Consider the following 16,950-nt stretch of genomic DNA (forward strand, 5'->3'; position numbering starts at 1 on the left):
CGCCGGGCACATCAATATTGCAGGTCGCTGGCCACGGGTTGTGGCTGCAGGGCCTGCTGCATGAACTGCTGGTAGGGCGGGGTGAATTCCAGCGCGGCGCGCGCCTGCGCTGCAAATGCCTGACGGCTGGCCTCAACGCTGCGCTGGTCCGCGCTGCGCGATTGCGGCGTGGTGCCTTCGGCAAAGCCGAGCGCGCGCAGCAGGGCCATATATTCCTGCACCAGCAGCGCCGGCTCATCCCGGAAGGGCAGGCGTCCGCGCCGGGCAAACTGGTCCAGCGCGGCCTCCAGCGAAGGCGGCAATTCGCATGCGCCGAACACCTGCCGCGCGCGCGGGGAGGCATAATGCACCGCCAGCGTATCGCGCACCTGCTGCGCCATCAGCAAGGCACGGCGATTATATTCGGCGCGTTCGAGCGGTTCGATCGTGCGCCCCGGCAGCATTTCCAGCAGCAGGGCAAGCTGGCGATGCGCCAGATCGAGGTTGAGGAAGCCGAGCGGCTCAAAACTCGCGGCCGCATCCCCCAGCGCGATTACATTGCCACACCACGGAAGCTGAGCACAGCCCGGCTCCATCTGCACCAGCCCGGCAGGCCCTGCCCCCAGTGCCCGAAGCGCGGCGTCTTCTGATACGCCATCGGCCAGCGCCAGTGTCACCTGCAAGCCGTCGCGCCCGGCAAATTCGCACAGCCAGCCTTCGGGCAGCAGCGAGAAACGGTCCTCCAGCGCCAGCATCGGCTCGCCCGGAATGGCATGGAGCACGCGGCGCACGGGCAGCATGGCGCTCCAGTCCTGCCGCTTCGCTTCAGGCAGGGCGGAAAGCAAATGTGCCTGCGTGCCGCTGCAATCGATGAACAGATCGGCCTCGATCAGGCCCTGTCCGGCAATGGCGATGGCAGCAAGCCCGCCCGCGCCATCTGGCTGCAGCGCTTCCATCGTTCCGGCCACATGCTGCGCGCCCAGCTGTTGCGCCATGGCGATCAGCATCTCGCGATAGGCGGGCATGTTCCAGCGCAATGCATAATCGACCTGGTCGATCGGCGTGGACACATCGCCCGGCGGCACGGCAAAGCGCCCCGCATCGGCCAGCACTTCGGCCAGCGAGCCGGGGGGAGATGCCCCGCCGCCAGCGCTGCGCCCGCCGCCCCATTCCTGCGCAAAACGGGTGCGCAATTGCGGATCGAGCGTAGCGCCATAGGCCATCGCGCCGTTCTGTTTCTCGCCGACCTGGTCCTCATCACCCCAGCCGAAATAGCGCGTGACCAGCCGGTGGCTTCCTCCGGCGCGCTGGACCAGCTGCGTCTCGTCAATCTTCAGGCGATCATGCAGGCGGTTGGTGAATGGCAGCGCGGTGCTGGCGCGGTCGGCAAAGCCCGCCGGATCTGGCGGCAGGCCGATCACCACCACCTGCGCATCGGGTAAGGCGCGGCGCAGAGCAATGGCCGTGAGAATGCCCAGCTGCCCGCCACCCGCTATGGCGATCCGGCGCAGTCTTTCGCGCGCCTCGCTCATGCTGCGTCTGCCAGACGGGCGGCTTCGGACATCAGGTAATCGCGGTGGCCGGGCATGGCCGAAACCTGCGTGCCGATTTCCTGTCGCAGGCGCTCCAGCGCGTTCCTCACGCGCATCGGATCGGCCAGTGTTACCCGCGAATCGTGGCGCCGGGGCAGCATGCCCTGCCCCACATAGACCGCGATCCAGCTGGCATCGTAGAACAGGCCATCGGCATATTTCTCGATCCGGCCCGCGCGCTGCCACAGCTCCAGCTTGTCGGCCAGACTATCGGGCACTGTCATGGTGCGCACATGGTTCCAGAATTCGGAATCATCCCGCGTGGTGGCGTTGTAGTGCAGGATCAGGAAGTCGCGCACCCGGTCATATTCCATGTCCACCAGCCGATTGAATTCATCGCGGTCGCGCGGATCGATTGCGCCGCCATCGGGGAACAGTTCGATCAGGTAGGTGATCGCCATCTGCGCCAGGTAGATGGAGGTGGATTCGAGCGGTTCGAGGAACCCGCTGGCAAGGCCCACGCCCACCACATTGTGGCTCCACGATCGGCGGCGGCGACCGGGCCGGAAGCGCAATATGCGCGGATCGGCCAGCGGCTTGCCCTCCGCCGAATGGCGGATCGCCTCGCACGCCTCATCCTCAGAGATATGCGCGCTGGAAAAGACATAGCCATTGCCCATCCGGTGCTGCAGCGGGATCTGCCAGCGCCAGCCGGCGGGCATGGCGGTGGCGGTGGTATAGGGCCGGATATCGTCGCTGGCGTGGGTGCAGGGCATGGCGGCGGCGCGGTCACATGGCAGCCAGTGCGTCCAGTCCTCCCACTCCTCCTCCAGCGCGCCGCCCAGCAGAAGAGAGCGAAAGCCCGAGCAGTCGATGAACAGATCGCCCTCTATCCGCCGCCCGTCCTTCAGCACCAGCGCGGTGACATTGCCGCTGGCGCCGTCACGCTCCACATCCACCACCAGCCCTTCATGCCGCGTGACCCCGATCCCGATGCCGAAGTCGCGCATGAACGGGCCGAATAATGTGGCATCGAACTGATAGGCATAGCCATAGGTGGAGGCGAGCGAGCTATCGCCCGCAGGCGGGGTGAAGCGGTTGGCCCTGGCAGCAGCCACGGCCAGCGAATACTCGCCGATTTCTCCGGCCAGCCCCTGGCGCTGCAGTTCCAGCCAGTAATGGTGGAAGCCGACCCCGGCCACTTCTTCGCCGAAGGAGCCGAAGGGGTGGATATAGCTTTCGCCAATGCGGCCGAAATCGCGAAAATCGATACCCAGCTTGTAGGTCGCGTGGGTCGCCTTCATGAAGGCCGCCTCGTCTATGCCAAGGCTTTCCACGAAGCCGCGAATATGCGGCAAGGTGGCCTCTCCCACGCCGACGATGCCGATATCCTCGCTCTCGATCAGGTCGACGGTGGCAAGGCCCGGCAGCATGCGGGCCAGACCGGCCGCTGTCATCCAGCCCGCGGTACCGCCGCCAAGGACGACAACTCGCACAGGTGGCCGAACGCGTGGCCGAAAGAGTGGGCCGGCAGAGGAGGGAGCAGCTTCATTCATGCGCGGGACCTGACAAGCGGAGCCGGGGCGCGACAGGCTGCCCCGGCTTCCATTCTGCTTTGCGGATGATGCAGATGCCGGTCAGCCCTCCATCTCCTCCAGTTCCTTGCCCTTGGTCTCATTGATGAAGCTCTTGACCAGGAAGAAGCTGATCACGGCGCTGATGGTATAGGTGGCATAGGTTGTGGCAAGGCCCAGATTGTCGGCCATCCACGGGAAGCTCTGCACCACGACATAGTTGGCCACCCATTGCGCCAGCCCCGCCACGGCCAGCGCCGATCCGCGGATCTGGTTGGGGAACATTTCGCCCAGCATCACCCACATCACCGGGCCCCAGCTCATGTTGAAGAAGATGACGTAAAGATTGGCCGCCACCAGGGCGGTCCAGCCTGCGGTTTCACCCAGAGCCAGATTGCCGGCGGCATCGGTGCCCGCGCCGCTGAAGGCCCATGTCATCGCGCCCAAAGTCACCGCCATGCCGAAGGAACCGATCATCAGCAGCGGCTTGCGGCCGATCTTGTCGATCACCGCCAGCGCAAAGAACACCGCCGCAATCGAGGCGAGGCCGGAATAGATGTTGCGTTCCAGCGCGACCTCTTCCGATACGCCCGCCAGGCGCCACAGCGTCTCACCGTAATAGAAGATGATGTTGATACCCACGAACTGCTGGAAAGTGGCCAGCAGCAGACCCGCCCAGACGATGGGACGCAGGCCGGAGCCCTTCTGCGTGACATCGGACAGGCGCGGCCGATGATCGGCATCGAAGCTGCCCTGGATCTCAACAAGCTTGCGATCAGCCTCCACCGTGCCGAACAGGCGGGTAAGGACGCTGCGGGCCTCTTCATCGCGGCCCCTGCTGACAAGGTAGCGCGGGCTTTCAGGAATGAAGAACAGCGCCACCAGGAAGATCACGGCGGGAAAAGCCTGCGCCAGATACATCCAGCGCCATGCAGGCAGTCCGGCAACCTGACCAAGCGAGCTGCCGGCCGATTGGGCGAGGAAGTAATTGACCACGAAGGCGGCGGTCAGGCCGGTGATGATCATCACCTGCTGCACCGTCGTCAGCCGCCCGCGGATATTGGCCGGAGCGACCTCGGAAATATACAGCGGTGAGAGCACGCTGGCTGCGCCAACCGCCATGCCGCCGCAGAAGCGGGCAAGCACGAACAGCGTATGGACATCGGTAATGCCCTGGATCAGCGCCCCGAATACGAACAGCAGCGCAGCCATGATCATGACCGCGCGGCGCCCGATCACATCGGCCAGTCGTCCGGCGAAAAAGGCACCCACCGCGCAACCGATCAGCAGTGAGCCCACCGTAAATCCAAGCGACGTAGAACTGAGGCTGAACTCCTCGACCAGCCCGCTTTGCGTGCCGTTGACCGCACCGCTATCGTAACCGAACAAAAGTCCGCCGATTGTCGCCACCGCCACAATCGCCGAAATCAGCGCCATATTGACGCCTTGCGCTTTGCTTTCCATGTTTTCCTCTCCCCGCCCCGGCGCTAACCGCCGGCGACCCTTATGGTAGCGCTACCTTGGACTGAGAAGCGCCCGGACGCAAGCCGCTTTCGCCGCTTTGATCTGATCCATCGAAACAAGGAAAGGGGGGCTATCCGAAGTCTGCTCGCGAGTCCTCGATGGCACGCCCCTTAAAACGCCGGTCTGAACAGGGTCCGGTGTTCAAGCTGGAAGATAATGGCCTTACGACCAGCCTCCACCCAGGGCGCGAAACACGTCGATCTGGGCCCGCGAGATGGCCGCGTCCTGCTCTGCAAGCACTGCCCGCGTTTCGGCCAGCGTGCGCTCGGCATCGAGCAGTTCGAGCGAATTGACGATCCCCTCGCGCTGGCGTGCGCGGGTGATGGCGGCAGCGCGTTCGGCTGCCTCGCGCGCAGCGAGCAGGTTCTGCCGCCGTTCCAGCGTACGGGCATAGGTGGAGAGTGCGGTCTCAGTCTCCTGCAATGCCTGCAACACAGTGCCGTCGAAAGCGGCGAGCGATTCCTCGGCTCCCGCCTCCGCCGCATTGATCCGCGCGCGCGCAGGCTCGCTATTGGGGAAATTCCAGTCGATCAGCGAGCCGAGCAGGAAGTGCAGCGGCCCGCCAGTGAGCAGGTCGCTCAGGCTCGGCCCGGTGGCCCCCACCGATCCGCCCAGCGTAACGCGCGGATAAAGGTCCGCGGTGGCGACACCGATGCGCGCCGTATCCGCCGCCAGCCGGCGTTCGGCGGCACGGATATCCGGGCGCCGCGCAAGCAGTGCGGCACCATCGCCCACCGGCAGCGCATCGGTGACTTCGAGCGCCACGCTGCGCTCGGCGGCGATGGATGGCAATTCGGCAGGCACGCGCCCGGTCAGCGTGGCAAGCGCGAACAGGGCGGTCTGCCGCTCGGCCTCGATTGCGGGGATGGTCGCCGCGCGCTGTTCACGCAAGGTCTCGATCCGCGCCACAGCCAGCCCGCTTTCGAGACCGGCCTCGTGGCGACGACGCGTCAGGCGCAGCGATTCGTCGAGCAGGGCAACGATGTCCTGCGCCACCGCCAGCCGCGCCGCCGCGCTGGCGGCATCGGCATAGGCGCGCGTGGTATCGGCAACCACGATCACGCGCACGGCGTCGGCATCGGCCTGCGCACTGTCGAGATCGGCGCGTGCCGCTTCCACGCCGCGTCCAACCCTGCCGAACAGGTCCAGCTCATAGGAAACGGACAGGCCCGCATCGAAGGCCCAGCCGTCGCGATCGGTGCCGGGTGGCACGTCGCTTTCGGATACGCGTCCGTAACTAGCGCCCGCGCCGATGCCGGTCTGCGGCAGGCGGCCCGAGCGCGCACCGCGCAGCCCCGCTCGTGCCCGCGCGATCCGCGCAGTCGCCTGGCGGATATCGGTATTGGCGGCCAGCGCATCTTCGACGAGCCCGTCCAGCGCCGGATCGTCATAGAGACGCCACCAGTCGGCGGGGAGCACGGTGGGCGCGGTCACACCCTCCTGTGCGGAAAGGAAGGGGCCGGTCGTCGCCTGGGGTGGGGGGATGGGAGCGACGTAATCCGGCCCCGCCGCGCACCCCATCAGGGCGAGCGCGGAAAGCGAGGCAAGAATGTGCGAGCGGATATGCATGGGACGGGTCTCCTATTCCGCGGGGGTCATCTGCGCATCGTCATGGCGATCGCGATCTTCGGTGCCGGAACCGGATGCGCGCAGCCCGGCGATGCGGTCGCCCAGCGCGCGGCAAACGACGTAGAAAGTGGGCGTGAAGATCAGCCCGAAGCCGGTCACGCCGAGCATGCCGAAACATACTGCCGTACCCAGCGCCTGCCGCAGTTCCGCACCCGCACCGGTTGCAATCACCAAGGGCACCGAGCCGAGGATGAAGGCGAAGCTGGTCATCAGGATCGGGCGCAGGCGGGTGCGCGCGGCCTGCACGGCGGCCTCGACGGGAGAGAGGCCGTCCTGCTCCTCACCCTGACGGGCGAACTCGACGATCAGGATCGCATTCTTCGCCGCCAGCGCGATCAGCACCACCAGCCCGATCTGCGTCAGCACATTATTGTCCAGGCCGCGCAAGTTCACGCCCGCCATGGCTGCGAGCAGGCACATGGGCACGATCAGAATGATCGAAAGCGGCATGATCAGGCTTTCATATTGCGCCGCCAGCACAAGGAAGACGAGCAGCACTGCCAGCCCGACGATAAGCACAGCGGTATTGCCTGCCGTGTCCTGCTGATAGGCGATGCCGGTCCATTCGGTGTCGAAATTGCGCGGCAGGACCTCTTGCGCCACCGCCTCCATCGTCTCCAGCGACTGGCCCGAGGAATACCCCGGCGCGGTATCGCCATCGACCGCCACGGCGGGGACGAGATTATAGCGCGTCACGCGATAGGGGCCGGTCGTGTCGCTCAGCGTCGCCACCGAACCCAGCGGGACCATCGCCCCGTTTTCCGAGCGTGTGTAGAGCGCGGCGATATCGGCGGCATCGTCGCGATATTGCGCATCGGCCTGCGCGGTGACGCGATAGGTGCGGCCCAGCAGGTTGAAATCATTGATGAAGGCGCTGCCGAGATAGACCTGCAGTGTCTCGAATATGCTCGAAGGGGCAACGCCCAGCATCTGCGCCTTGTCGCGGTCAATATTCGCACGCACACGCGGCGTGCCGGTGTCAAAGAAAGTATAGACTCCGGCCAGGCCCTCGCGCTGGTTGGCCTCGGCTATCACCGCATAGGCCTGCTGCTGCAGCGCGCGATAGCCCTCGCCATTGCGGTCCTCGATCATCATGCGGAAACCGCCCGCCGAACCGATACCGCGAATGACCGGCGGCTTTACGATCATCAGCCGTGCCTCGTTGATGTCGGCGGTGGCAGCCTGCGCCTGCTGCATCAGCGCATCGATGGTCTGACCGGAAGCCGCGCGGTCCTCAAAATCGTCCAGCACCCAATAGGCGGCGGCCGAACTGGCGCTCTGCGTTTCCGAAGTGCCGTCGAAGCCGGACAGCATGACCGTGCCCGAAATGCCGTCAATCGGCAGCATGCGCTCGGCAACCTTCTTCATCACCTCGTCGGTGCGCGCGGTGGAAGAGCCGGGGGGCAGCTGGATGACGGTAAGGAAATAGCCCTGGTCCTGCTGCGGGATAAAACCGGCCGGGGTGGCTATAATCGCAAAGCCGGTCAGCCCGATCAGGGCGGCATAGATCACCATCATCCGGCGCGGCATGCGCACCAGCCGGGCGGTCCAGTTGCCATAGGCATTGCTGAAGCGCTCGAAACCGCGATTGAAAGCATCGCCTGCGCGCTCGATCACGCGGCGCCAGCGCGGTGCGCTGGCAGGCAATTGCTCATGCTTGCGCAGCAGCAGTGCCGACAATGCGGGCGACAGGGTGAGCGAGACAATCAGCGAGATCACCGTGGCAGACGAGATGGTCACCGCGAATTGCTGGTAGAACGCGCCCGACAGCCCGCCGATGAACAGCGTGGGGACAAACACCGCGCACAGCACCAGCACGATGGCGATCAGCGCCGCGCCCACCTCGTCCATGGAGAAGCGCGCGGCATCGAGCGGGGACATGCCGCGTTCGAGATTGCGTTCGACATTCTCGACCACGACAATTGCGTCATCCACCACGATGCCGATTGCCAGCACCAGCCCGAACAGCGAGAGGTTGTTGAGCGAATAGCCGAGCGTGGCGAGCACGGCGAAGCTGCCCACCAGCGAGATCGGGATCGCCAGTACCGGAATGATCGACGCGCGCCATTTCTGCAGGAAGGCGACGATCACGATCACCACCAGCGCGATGGCTTCGATCAGCGTGCGAATTACTTCATCGATGCTCTGCGAAATAAAGTCAGTAGGATTGTAGACGATGCGGTATTCGAGGCCGGCGGGGAAATCGGCGGCCAGTTCCTCCATCACCGCCTGCACTTCCTCAGCAGAGGCCAGCGCGTTGGAGCCGGGTTCCTGCTGCACGGGAATGATCACCGAATCCATTTCGTCGAGATAGGCCGAGGTCGAATAGTCCTGCGCCCCGATCTCCACCCGCGCGACATCGCCCACGCGCACCTGCCGCCCTTCGGCATCTGTACGGATCACGACATTTTCGAACTGCTGCGGATCGGTGAAGCGGCCCTGCGTTTCCACGTTGACCTGGAAGGCTGCGTCGGGGCTCGGCTGCTGGCCCAGCGTGCCGGCGGCAACCTGCACGTTCTGCGCCCGCAGAGCGCGGACAATATCGCCCGCTGTCAGGCCAAGCCCGGCGGCGCGGCCAGGATCGATCCACACACGCATGGCCAGCTCCCGGCTGCCGAACAGCTGCACCGCGCCCACCCCCTCAATCCGCGCGAGCCGGTCCTTGATCCGGGTCTGGGCGTAGTTGGAGATATATTCGCGGGTCAGCGAGTCGTCGGGCGAAATCAGGTTCACCACCAGCAGGAAGTCCGGCGTGGTCTTGGCGGTGACGATGCCAAGGCGCTGCACCTCTTCGGGCAGGCGGGGTTCGGCAATGGCGACCCGGTTCTGGACCAGCACCTGTGCCTGGTCGAGATCGGTGCCAGGCTCGAAAGTGACGGTGATCGTCACCCGCCCATCACCGGTTGACTGGCTGGAGAGGTAGAGCATGCCGTCCACCCCGTTGATCTCCTGCTCAATCGGATTGGCGACCGTGTCAGCCACCGTCTCGGCGGACGCGCCGGGATAGACGGCGTTCACGGTCACCGTGGGGGGAACGACCTCGGGATACTGGCTGACCGGCAGAAAGAAGTAGGAGATCGCACCCACCAGCGTGATGATGATCGCGATGACCCCGGCAAAGATCGGCCGGTCGATGAAGAAGCGGGAAAGGCGCATGGGGTGCTCCGGTCGGAAAGGGGGCTCAATCGGCGATGGTGGCGCTTGCGGCAGGCGCCGATGACCGCTCCGGCTCACCGGGGGCGGCAGCGGTCTCGTCGGCAGCTGCGATCTGACCCGTTTCGGTCCGCACCTTCTGGCCTGGAATGGCCGTCTGGACGCCCTGAATCACCACGCGATCGCCCGGTTCCAGACCGCTGCGGATCACGCGCAGGCCGTGGACCACAGGGCCAAGTTCGACTTCGCGCGCGGACACCACGCCCTCGTCATCCACCAGCAGCAGCAGCTTGCGCGTCTGATCGGTGGTCACCGCCGTATCGGGTACCAGCAGCGCTGCGGTCGTGCCGCCAGTCGCCATGCGCATATTGCCGAACAGGCCGGGGGCGAGGAAACCTTCAGGGTTGGCAATCACCGCCCGCGCACGGATTGTGCCTGAGCGCGGATCGAGCGCATTGTCAGTGAAGTCGAGCGTGCCCTGCCAGCGATAGTCGCTTTCGTCGGCGAGGCGGATCTCGACCGGGGCCGAACCGCCCAGCCCCTCGCGGCGGGCCTTGAGGAACAGGCCTTCCGAGCCTTCGAACGTGAAGTACATCGGGTCGATGGCGTTGATCGTCGTCAGCAGCGTTGCGGCCTCGCCGCTGCCCGCTGCCACCAGGTTGCCCGGATCGATCCGGCGGTCCGAGATACGGCCCGAGATCGGCGCGCGCACGGCGGTGAATTCGACATCGAGCCGGCGCGAACTGACCGATGCCTGCGCCGCGGCCAGCGCCGCCTCGTTGGCGCGCACCTCCGCCTCCATCCGGTCGATCTCGGTTGCGGCGACGGCGTCTTCTTCCACCAGCCGCTGCGCGCGGGCAAGGTTGCTGCGCGAAAGCGCAAGTGCGCTCGATGCGCTCGCGGCGCGCGCCTGCGCCTCGGCCAGGCTGGCACGGTAGGGGCGTGGATCGATGGTGAACAGCAGCGCGCCGGCGCGCACGAACTGTCCGTCAGTGAAGTGGACAGCAGTCACCTGCCCGGAAACGCGCGGGCGCACTTCGACGCTGCGGCTCGCTTCGAACCGGCCAATGAACTCGTCCCATTCTGTCACCTCGCCCTGCAATGGCGTCGCGACCGTTACAACCGGAACAGGCGGAGCCGCCGCCGGGGCATCGTCACCGGTCAGCAGGAACCACGACAGCGCCACAGCCACGACTATGGCGGCAAGCGCCAGCCAGCGCCGGCGACCCGGGCGCCGCTCCAGCGCGGGCGGGGGTTCGGCCTGGGCGAGCAGCTCGTTCTCCGCGAAAGTCTCCGCCTCATTCTGCTGGGCGCGATAGCGGTCTTCATGCGTGTCGAAAGGCGTATCGAACATGGTCGTATCCCCACCCCGATCGAGGGCGAATGGGTCCGTTCCCGCAAGCACGTCGGCCCGGGGAGAGACAGGTTGCAGGCATGGCCGGAGCGGCACGGAATCGCACCAGCGACGCCGCACATTCCTGGTGGGCGGCATGAGCCGACCACCGGGCCTAAGTTCTGTACCGGTTAGTATGTAATCTGGCGTTCAGGTCAAGCGGGAATTCTATACTGCTCGATATTTTTTTCGCACTGCAGCATTTTGTCGCTGTCTAGCGCGAGGGCCAGATAGCCAGAGTGGCCTCCGCAACCTGTTGCAATTGCTGACGGTTTGCGCCCGCGCCAGCCTGAACCGCCATGCCCTGAAGCACGGCAAGCAGGTAGCGCGTCATCGCCTCGGCATCGACCGGCACAGTGAAATCGCCATCAGCAATCGCCCGCCTCATGCGCGCCACCAGCGCCGCTCGCGACGACTCGGTGCGCCGCGCCACATCGTCGCGGATCGATTCCTCGGCGCTCTGGCAGGCGACGGACGCAATCACGCCCATGCAGCCGCGGCACTCCTCTCCGGTCACCGTGTCGATGGCACCATACAGGAGGTTGTTGGCCACACCGCGCGCAGTCTCTGCAGCCAGAGCCTGCCCGACATAGGCGAGCTTCTCCTCACCATAGAGGTCGAGCGCCTGCCGGAAGAGCGCTTCCTTATTGCCGAACGCGGCATAGAGGCTGGGCCGCGTAATGCCCATGGCCTCTGTCAAATCCGTCAACGAGGCGCCTTCGTACCCTTTGGTCCAGAATACGCGCAGGGCCGCAGCAAGCGCCTGGTCCAAATCGAACTCGCGCGGGCGTCCTCTCGTGGCGGTCTTTTCCATATCGAGCGGTATACATTTACAAAGGCCGATTGATCAAGTTTTTCAGCAATCGTCCGCCCTCGCCCTCATGAGCTGCAGAACCGGCCATTGCGCTTTGCGCCCCAATGTCGGACATGGACGCTCCGCGACCGATTGCCTGAATGCGGACATCAATTCGACACTGGTCGAAGGGCTAGACACTTGCGGACAGCCTGTTCAGGGGCGATATCGATTGCATGCAGTTCAATTCGGAAAATCGCGATTCCGGTCTGGATGTTTCCAGGGTCGAACTGATTGACGCGCAACTTCGCGTGGGCGCGTTTTCGCCGCACCGCCACGATACCTATACGATCGCGGTGACCACAGCTGGGGTGCAGTCGTTCAACTATCTGGGGAAGCGCTGGCAGTCGCAGCCCGGACAAGTGATGGTCCTGCATCCGGACGAGCTGCACGATGGATACTGCTGCGACCAGGCCGGCTTTTCCTATCGGGCGGCCTATCTTCCGCCTGCTCATGTCCAGACTGTGGTCGGGGGTGCCGCGCTTCCATTTCTGGCTGAAGGGGTTTCAACCGACGCCGATCTGGTCGGTTCGGCGCTTCGACTGATCGCGATGTGTTCTGCCGGGAACGAGCTTTTCGGCTATCAGGACGCACTCCACCAGTTTGTGTCTGCGATGCAGCGGTGCGAAGGCGGTCCGCCGGCCAGGCGGAGTGTCAATCGCGAAGCCGTGATGCGGGTGCGAGAATTCCTCGACAGCGTTCCTGCACCCGGGACGAACCTCGATCAGCTCGAAGAACTCGCCGGTTATGACCGCTGGCAGCTTTCGCGCGACTTCCGTGCGATGCTGGGGACCAGCCCCTATCGCTATCTGCAATGCCGCAGGCTTGAGCGAGCTGGACAGCTGCTGCGCAGCGGGCTTGGCATGGCCGCAGCTGCCCACGAGGCCGGATTCGCGGACCAGAGCCACTTTGGCCGGGTCTTCAGGCGCACTTTTGGAACCACGCCATTGGCCTGGCACCGGTCCGGACCGACACGCACAATCATTCTATAAGCCTGACCAGCCCGCGGGCTAAACAGCCGGAATGAAACATACCATCTTTTCGCCCGAACCGCATGGCGGCTGGCTGCCCTGGGCCTGGCTTTCGCCAGTGGTCTGCATTCTGCTTGTCGCATTCTCCAGCCTCCCGCTCGATTATGGCCTGGAATGGATTGGCGTGATGGACGCCACCCGACAGCCAAGCTCCGCGTTCGGGTTTTGCCTGAACCTGCTGCTGCCATTCGCGGGGATGGGCGCTGCCGTCTGGGCCTGGTCGCGGTATGTCGAGCGCCGCAGCCTCGCGACCATGGGCCTGACCGGCGAGCGACGGCTGCACAAGTATATGGCCGGATTGGCGATAGGAGTGGGCATGATCGCCCTGACGGTCGGCTCGATCTGGCTCGCCGGGGGCTTTGTCGGCGGAGATGTTCTTCCTGCCTTTTCCTCTACCGCATCGCTGTTCTGGATAGCGATCCTGCTGCCCTGCTTCGCTTTTCAATCTGGGGTAGAGGAATTCATCTTCCGTGGCTGGCTGCTCTCCACGGCGACACGTCGCTGGAACCTGGCGGCGGGGTTTATCGCTAGTTCGTGCGCATTCGCGTTTCTGCACTTTTCACCGCACCAGCCGCTTCGCGAAATCATCATGACCTTCACCTTCGGTCTATTTGCTTGCGCCTGGGCCTGGCGCGCGGGCAGCATCTGGGGTGTGATGGGCTGGCATGCGGGCTGGAACTGGATCACAGGCGTCGGCTTTGCCGTGCCGATCACCGGGTTCGATTTGAAGCTGCCGGCCTTGCTTGTGCAACTGACGCCCACTGGTCCGGACGTCCTGACCGGAGGCCCTGCTGGACCCGAAGGCAGTGTACTGACCATCGGCCTGCTCGCTGCGGGCACGCTGCTCCTGCTGGCATGGCCCGGAGGCGCCCGGGGCACTGCACAGCGAGCACCGGAACGAGGCAGCGAAACGACAACGCGGGAATCCACATGAAGCCCCCGGCAAACGGCGGCTTTGTCGGCGGGTACGGACTAAGGCAGCTAACCGACCAAGCGGCAGCTGAGCCCGTCGTCACGCTTGGAAGCGGACGGTCTGTTTTCGGCCCAGTTTTCGTCGAAGTTTTGGAAGCAATGTATCAGCACAATTGGACAGTTTGCAGGCTAGAATCTGGCACTATCCCGGTTCCACAAGCCTCCAGATAAGGCGTACCGGGAACCCAAAGGCGCAAATTGCTCAAAACTCCGAATGATGCACATCCAGGATAGAAATATCACCTAATTGCGGTATTTTGCCGAGAGGTGATTTGTCTCCGATTTGCCGATCCAAGTCGTGACTTGCGCCCAAATCGGTCGATGCACACCCGAAATTTGCGGTTCAAACAATTGATACTATTAGGAAAATAAAAGCGGCACCGCTGCGTCCGGTGTGCACGAAGTTGTCTATGCCCACAGAGCCAGCCACTTCTCTTTCCCGGCAATGCGAAACTTGAAACGCCAAAGCCGCGATCCATTTGGAAAGACTTCGACATAGAGGCCCTTCGCATCGGCCTTCCTGTAAGGCTTGGCTTGCCGCTTGAAACCACGGATTTCTGTGTCTTTGAGCGCCATTTGGGGGATTTCCCAGATGCAGTCGCGAACAATGAGCGACATTACGGGACAATAAATGGCAGATTTACCGGGGTTTGTCGATACTTTGGGGGGCATCGAGAAACAGGAAAATGGTGCCAGAAGAGGACTCGAACCGCTCTCAGAATGTCGCAAAACTGCGAGAATCTTGACCTTGGTTACTTAAGTGAGGCCCCCGTTGGTGCCCCCAGAATGCATTTTTACCAGAGGATTTGGGTCCCATCCTCGAAAAAGTCTAATGATTTCAAAGCCCGTCTTTTACAGCAAATTGATGGGAAAGACCAGCCATTTTGCCCCAACCGAGTGACTGAATTCAGGAGCTATCCGCGCGCCTTCGCCCACTCCTCCCAATAGGGCACTAGCTCATCAGGCAGGCAGTTCACAAATTCGTGGCCCAATGAATATTGGGGCATCGCCTCGGCAACCGCGTCGAGCAGCGCCGCTCCCTGCACCGTGTCCTTACGCCGCTTGAGCGGGTTCCGCTTTGCCTGTGCACCCAACCAGAGTTTGTGGAGCGCGAACCAGCGGGGGTCAGGTGCGACGATACGTGCCGGGCTGCCATCACGGCACGGGACGACCTGGTCTACCCGCCGACCGGGCAAGAGCCATTCCTGTTCGGGTAGAGGAACGGGTCGTGGCCGATCCTTTCCGGCCAGCGTTTCGACACGCGATGGTGCTACCAGCAATTCGACTTCATAGGCCTTCGCGTTGCGCGCCTGAAATTCCCGCTCGGTATTAATCGTGAATGTCGGATCGACCGCTTTGAGCATGTCCCAAAGCTGCGTTCCGTCTTCCGGTTCGTCAGCCGTCCAGGCGAGATCGAAGTCCTCTGTTTCGTCCGGCACGTCGCGGAAAGTGCCCGCAGCTTCTAGCGCGTAGGCGGCCATCGCATTTGTCCCGACCACAAGCAGATGGCTGCCGAGAAGCGAGCGCCTGTCTGCCTCTCGAAGGATAGGGCCTGCGTCCGCCGAAAGGAGCGGCAAGCGTAACGCGCGCGCAATCCGGCTGCTCTCGCCAAGGGCATCCCGCGCTCCGTCACGACGCTCCTTCAAAGCAGCCTTTGCAGCCTTGTATTCCTCCAACTGGGTTTGCTTTTCGTCGCCCCAAGCGCCGAGACTCTTCCCGTTCCCGCTTCGATCGAAGATCTCGTAGAGATACTCGTATTCGCCGACCTTCTTGCGCCTCAGGTCGTAAGGCATGGAATAGAGTTCGCGCTCGGCCTCGATCCACGCGTCATAGCGCTGGCGCATGTTGATGAGCGCGCGTTCCTGCTCTGCGGAGAAGGGTTGGATCACAGCCATCGCTGCGATTTATCCCACAATTTTCCAAATTTCAATAAACGCGGGATAAATGGGCTCGAACCGGCGCAACGTGTAAAGATTTTCGCGTTTTCTTTGCATGTGCGTATCGACGTGCAAAGCGAAAGCGCGTTTGCTTGTCATATCGACTCAAGCTGCAATTCACGCGAAAATCGGTCTTCCGCTGCACCAGAACCGTAGATTCGGAACTGCATGGGCCTGAAGCGGGCACTGGAGAGAAAAATTCTTCCCGTCCCGGACTGTGCATAGCGATCCAACATCGTCCAACCGCCAATGCGGAACGGCATGTGTTCTATTTTTGTTCTTTCCTACATCATTGCGATTCGCATAGCTTGGCGAGCGTCACCTAAGCCAAGGGTGGCGCTGAGTTGAACATCTGATTGCACGATCCGTAGCGGCAAACTGAAAGCAACCCATCGTCGCAGGGGACAAGCGGCAACGGTGACAGAACCTTGAAGCAAAGGAATCTGTCATGTCGAATATCGAATTACTCACCTGCCATGAGGTCATGCGCCTGACTGGCATTCGCAGCCGGACTACGATCTGGCGACGCATCCGCCGGGGTGCCTTTCCTCATCCGATAGACATTGGCGGCGGACGTATCCGCTGGCGTTCCACTGACATCGAGGAGTGGATCGAAGCCCTCCCCCTGCGCAGCTATTGACCCCCTCCAAGGCGGGCAATGGCCCGCAGAAAGCATCTCCCCCATGTCTATCCTTTCCATGATCAACGCGGTCCTGCAGAAGCATGGCTGGCTGATCACTCGCCTTCCGAGCAACGAAGAAGTGCGCGCGGCCCAGCTCGTCGAATTGCTCGTTGAAGACAATGCCGATGGGCGCGCCCGTCGACACACATTGCAGCCCTGGCTCTGGTACGAACGCCCGGTCCGTGAGCGGTTTGAGGGACAAGATTGTTGCCTCACTGTCGAGGGCCCGATCTACAGGAGCCGGGACGGAACCGGATATCCGCTCGGCAGCCAGGTTCGCACCGAATTCGGGTGGCTGGACCTCACGCCAGAAGAGACCAACCGGCTCGCAGATGAAGTCCGGTCAGCGATCGACCTCGCGCTACTTCGCTGGTTTACGCGCCCCGACATGGCGGAACGCCAGTTGCCTGCGCGCCAATCCCGCGAGCGCTATTTCGACGATTATGTCGCCCGCAATCTGATCCTGTCTGCGACGCCTCCAACGGTATGCATGGAGCAAGACACCCATGCCAATTGACCGGAGAAAGACTGGGGAAAGAAGGGGCCACGATACTGCGTATCGGACCCGTAATTTTCATACACACCCCACGCACGTGTGCATCGAGGATTTCTGCGGGTTTGGCGGGATGCGGATAGCATCTCGCCCGCGCAGCAGGCCCCGAACCCGCGCAATTCCGCCATTCCTCGCGAT

13 protein-coding genes are annotated in these 16,950 nt (G+C 63.4%); 4 read left to right on the top strand and 9 right to left on the bottom strand.

Annotated elements, in window-relative coordinates; genetic code table 11:
- Window positions 1-11: 11 nt before the first annotated feature.
- The 7 genes from GRI32_RS05645 to GRI32_RS05675 all read right to left on the bottom strand — a co-directional run bounded on the left by GRI32_RS05645 (window position 12) and on the right by GRI32_RS05675 (window position 11,598).
- Window positions 12-1,511: a tryptophan 7-halogenase gene (locus tag GRI32_RS05645; RefSeq protein WP_160590349.1), complete on the bottom strand. Its 1,500-nt coding sequence runs from the start codon at window positions 1,509-1,511 to the stop codon at window positions 12-14.
- Window positions 1,508-3,067, bottom strand: coding sequence for a tryptophan halogenase family protein (locus GRI32_RS05650; RefSeq protein WP_160590351.1), 1,560 nt, complete (start codon window positions 3,065-3,067; stop codon window positions 1,508-1,510). Before GRI32_RS05650 ends, GRI32_RS05645 begins: the two co-directional genes overlap by 4 nt.
- A gap of 81 nt (window positions 3,068-3,148) precedes the next feature.
- Window positions 3,149-4,549: a sugar porter family MFS transporter gene (locus tag GRI32_RS05655; protein ID WP_160590353.1), complete on the bottom strand. Its 1,401-nt coding sequence runs from the start codon at window positions 4,547-4,549 to the stop codon at window positions 3,149-3,151.
- A 222-nt stretch (window positions 4,550-4,771) separates the two neighbouring features.
- Window positions 4,772-6,178: an efflux transporter outer membrane subunit gene (locus tag GRI32_RS05660; RefSeq protein WP_160590355.1), complete on the bottom strand. Its 1,407-nt coding sequence runs from the start codon at window positions 6,176-6,178 to the stop codon at window positions 4,772-4,774.
- Between the two features lie 12 nt (window positions 6,179-6,190).
- On the bottom strand, window positions 6,191-9,394 hold the full coding sequence (locus GRI32_RS05665) for an efflux RND transporter permease subunit (RefSeq protein ID WP_160590357.1): 3,204 nt from the start codon (window positions 9,392-9,394) through the stop codon (window positions 6,191-6,193).
- Window positions 9,395-9,419: 25 nt separating this feature from the next.
- Window positions 9,420-10,745 (bottom strand): efflux RND transporter periplasmic adaptor subunit, encoded by a 1,326-nt coding sequence (locus GRI32_RS05670; protein WP_160590359.1) that lies wholly within the window; start codon window positions 10,743-10,745, stop codon window positions 9,420-9,422.
- A 253-nt stretch (window positions 10,746-10,998) separates the two neighbouring features.
- Window positions 10,999-11,598 (bottom strand): TetR/AcrR family transcriptional regulator, encoded by a 600-nt coding sequence (locus GRI32_RS05675; RefSeq protein ID WP_160590361.1) that lies wholly within the window; start codon window positions 11,596-11,598, stop codon window positions 10,999-11,001.
- A 215-nt stretch (window positions 11,599-11,813) separates the two neighbouring features.
- On the opposite strand from GRI32_RS05675, the gene GRI32_RS05680 reads away from it, so the two are divergent.
- The gene (locus GRI32_RS05680) at window positions 11,814-12,629 is read left to right on the top strand and encodes an AraC family transcriptional regulator (protein WP_160590363.1); all 816 of its coding nucleotides are present in this window, start codon (window positions 11,814-11,816) and stop codon (window positions 12,627-12,629) included.
- A 31-nt stretch (window positions 12,630-12,660) separates the two neighbouring features.
- Window positions 12,661-13,602, top strand: a complete 942-nt coding sequence (locus tag GRI32_RS05685; protein ID WP_160590365.1) for a CPBP family intramembrane glutamic endopeptidase — start codon at window positions 12,661-12,663, stop codon at window positions 13,600-13,602.
- A gap of 446 nt (window positions 13,603-14,048) precedes the next feature.
- Here GRI32_RS05685 and GRI32_RS05690 read toward each other — a convergent pair whose 3' ends face one another.
- Window positions 14,049-14,216: an Arm DNA-binding domain-containing protein gene (locus tag GRI32_RS05690; RefSeq protein ID WP_237437418.1), complete on the bottom strand. Its 168-nt coding sequence runs from the start codon at window positions 14,214-14,216 to the stop codon at window positions 14,049-14,051.
- Between the two features lie 338 nt (window positions 14,217-14,554).
- Window positions 14,555-15,535, bottom strand: coding sequence for a GSU2403 family nucleotidyltransferase fold protein (locus tag GRI32_RS05695; protein ID WP_160590367.1), 981 nt, complete (start codon window positions 15,533-15,535; stop codon window positions 14,555-14,557).
- A gap of 490 nt (window positions 15,536-16,025) precedes the next feature.
- On the opposite strand from GRI32_RS05695, the gene GRI32_RS05700 reads away from it, so the two are divergent.
- Window positions 16,026-16,217 (top strand): helix-turn-helix transcriptional regulator, encoded by a 192-nt coding sequence (locus GRI32_RS05700; protein ID WP_079640299.1) that lies wholly within the window; start codon window positions 16,026-16,028, stop codon window positions 16,215-16,217.
- 43 nt (window positions 16,218-16,260) lie between these two features.
- Complete coding sequence (locus GRI32_RS05705) at window positions 16,261-16,776, top strand: hypothetical protein (RefSeq protein WP_160590369.1); 516 nt, start codon at window positions 16,261-16,263, stop codon at window positions 16,774-16,776.
- Window positions 16,777-16,950 lie beyond the last annotated feature (174 nt).

It is taken from the genome of Alteraurantiacibacter aestuarii, assembly GCF_009827405.1.
Lineage (GTDB): Bacteria > Pseudomonadota > Alphaproteobacteria > Sphingomonadales > Sphingomonadaceae > Alteraurantiacibacter > Alteraurantiacibacter aestuarii.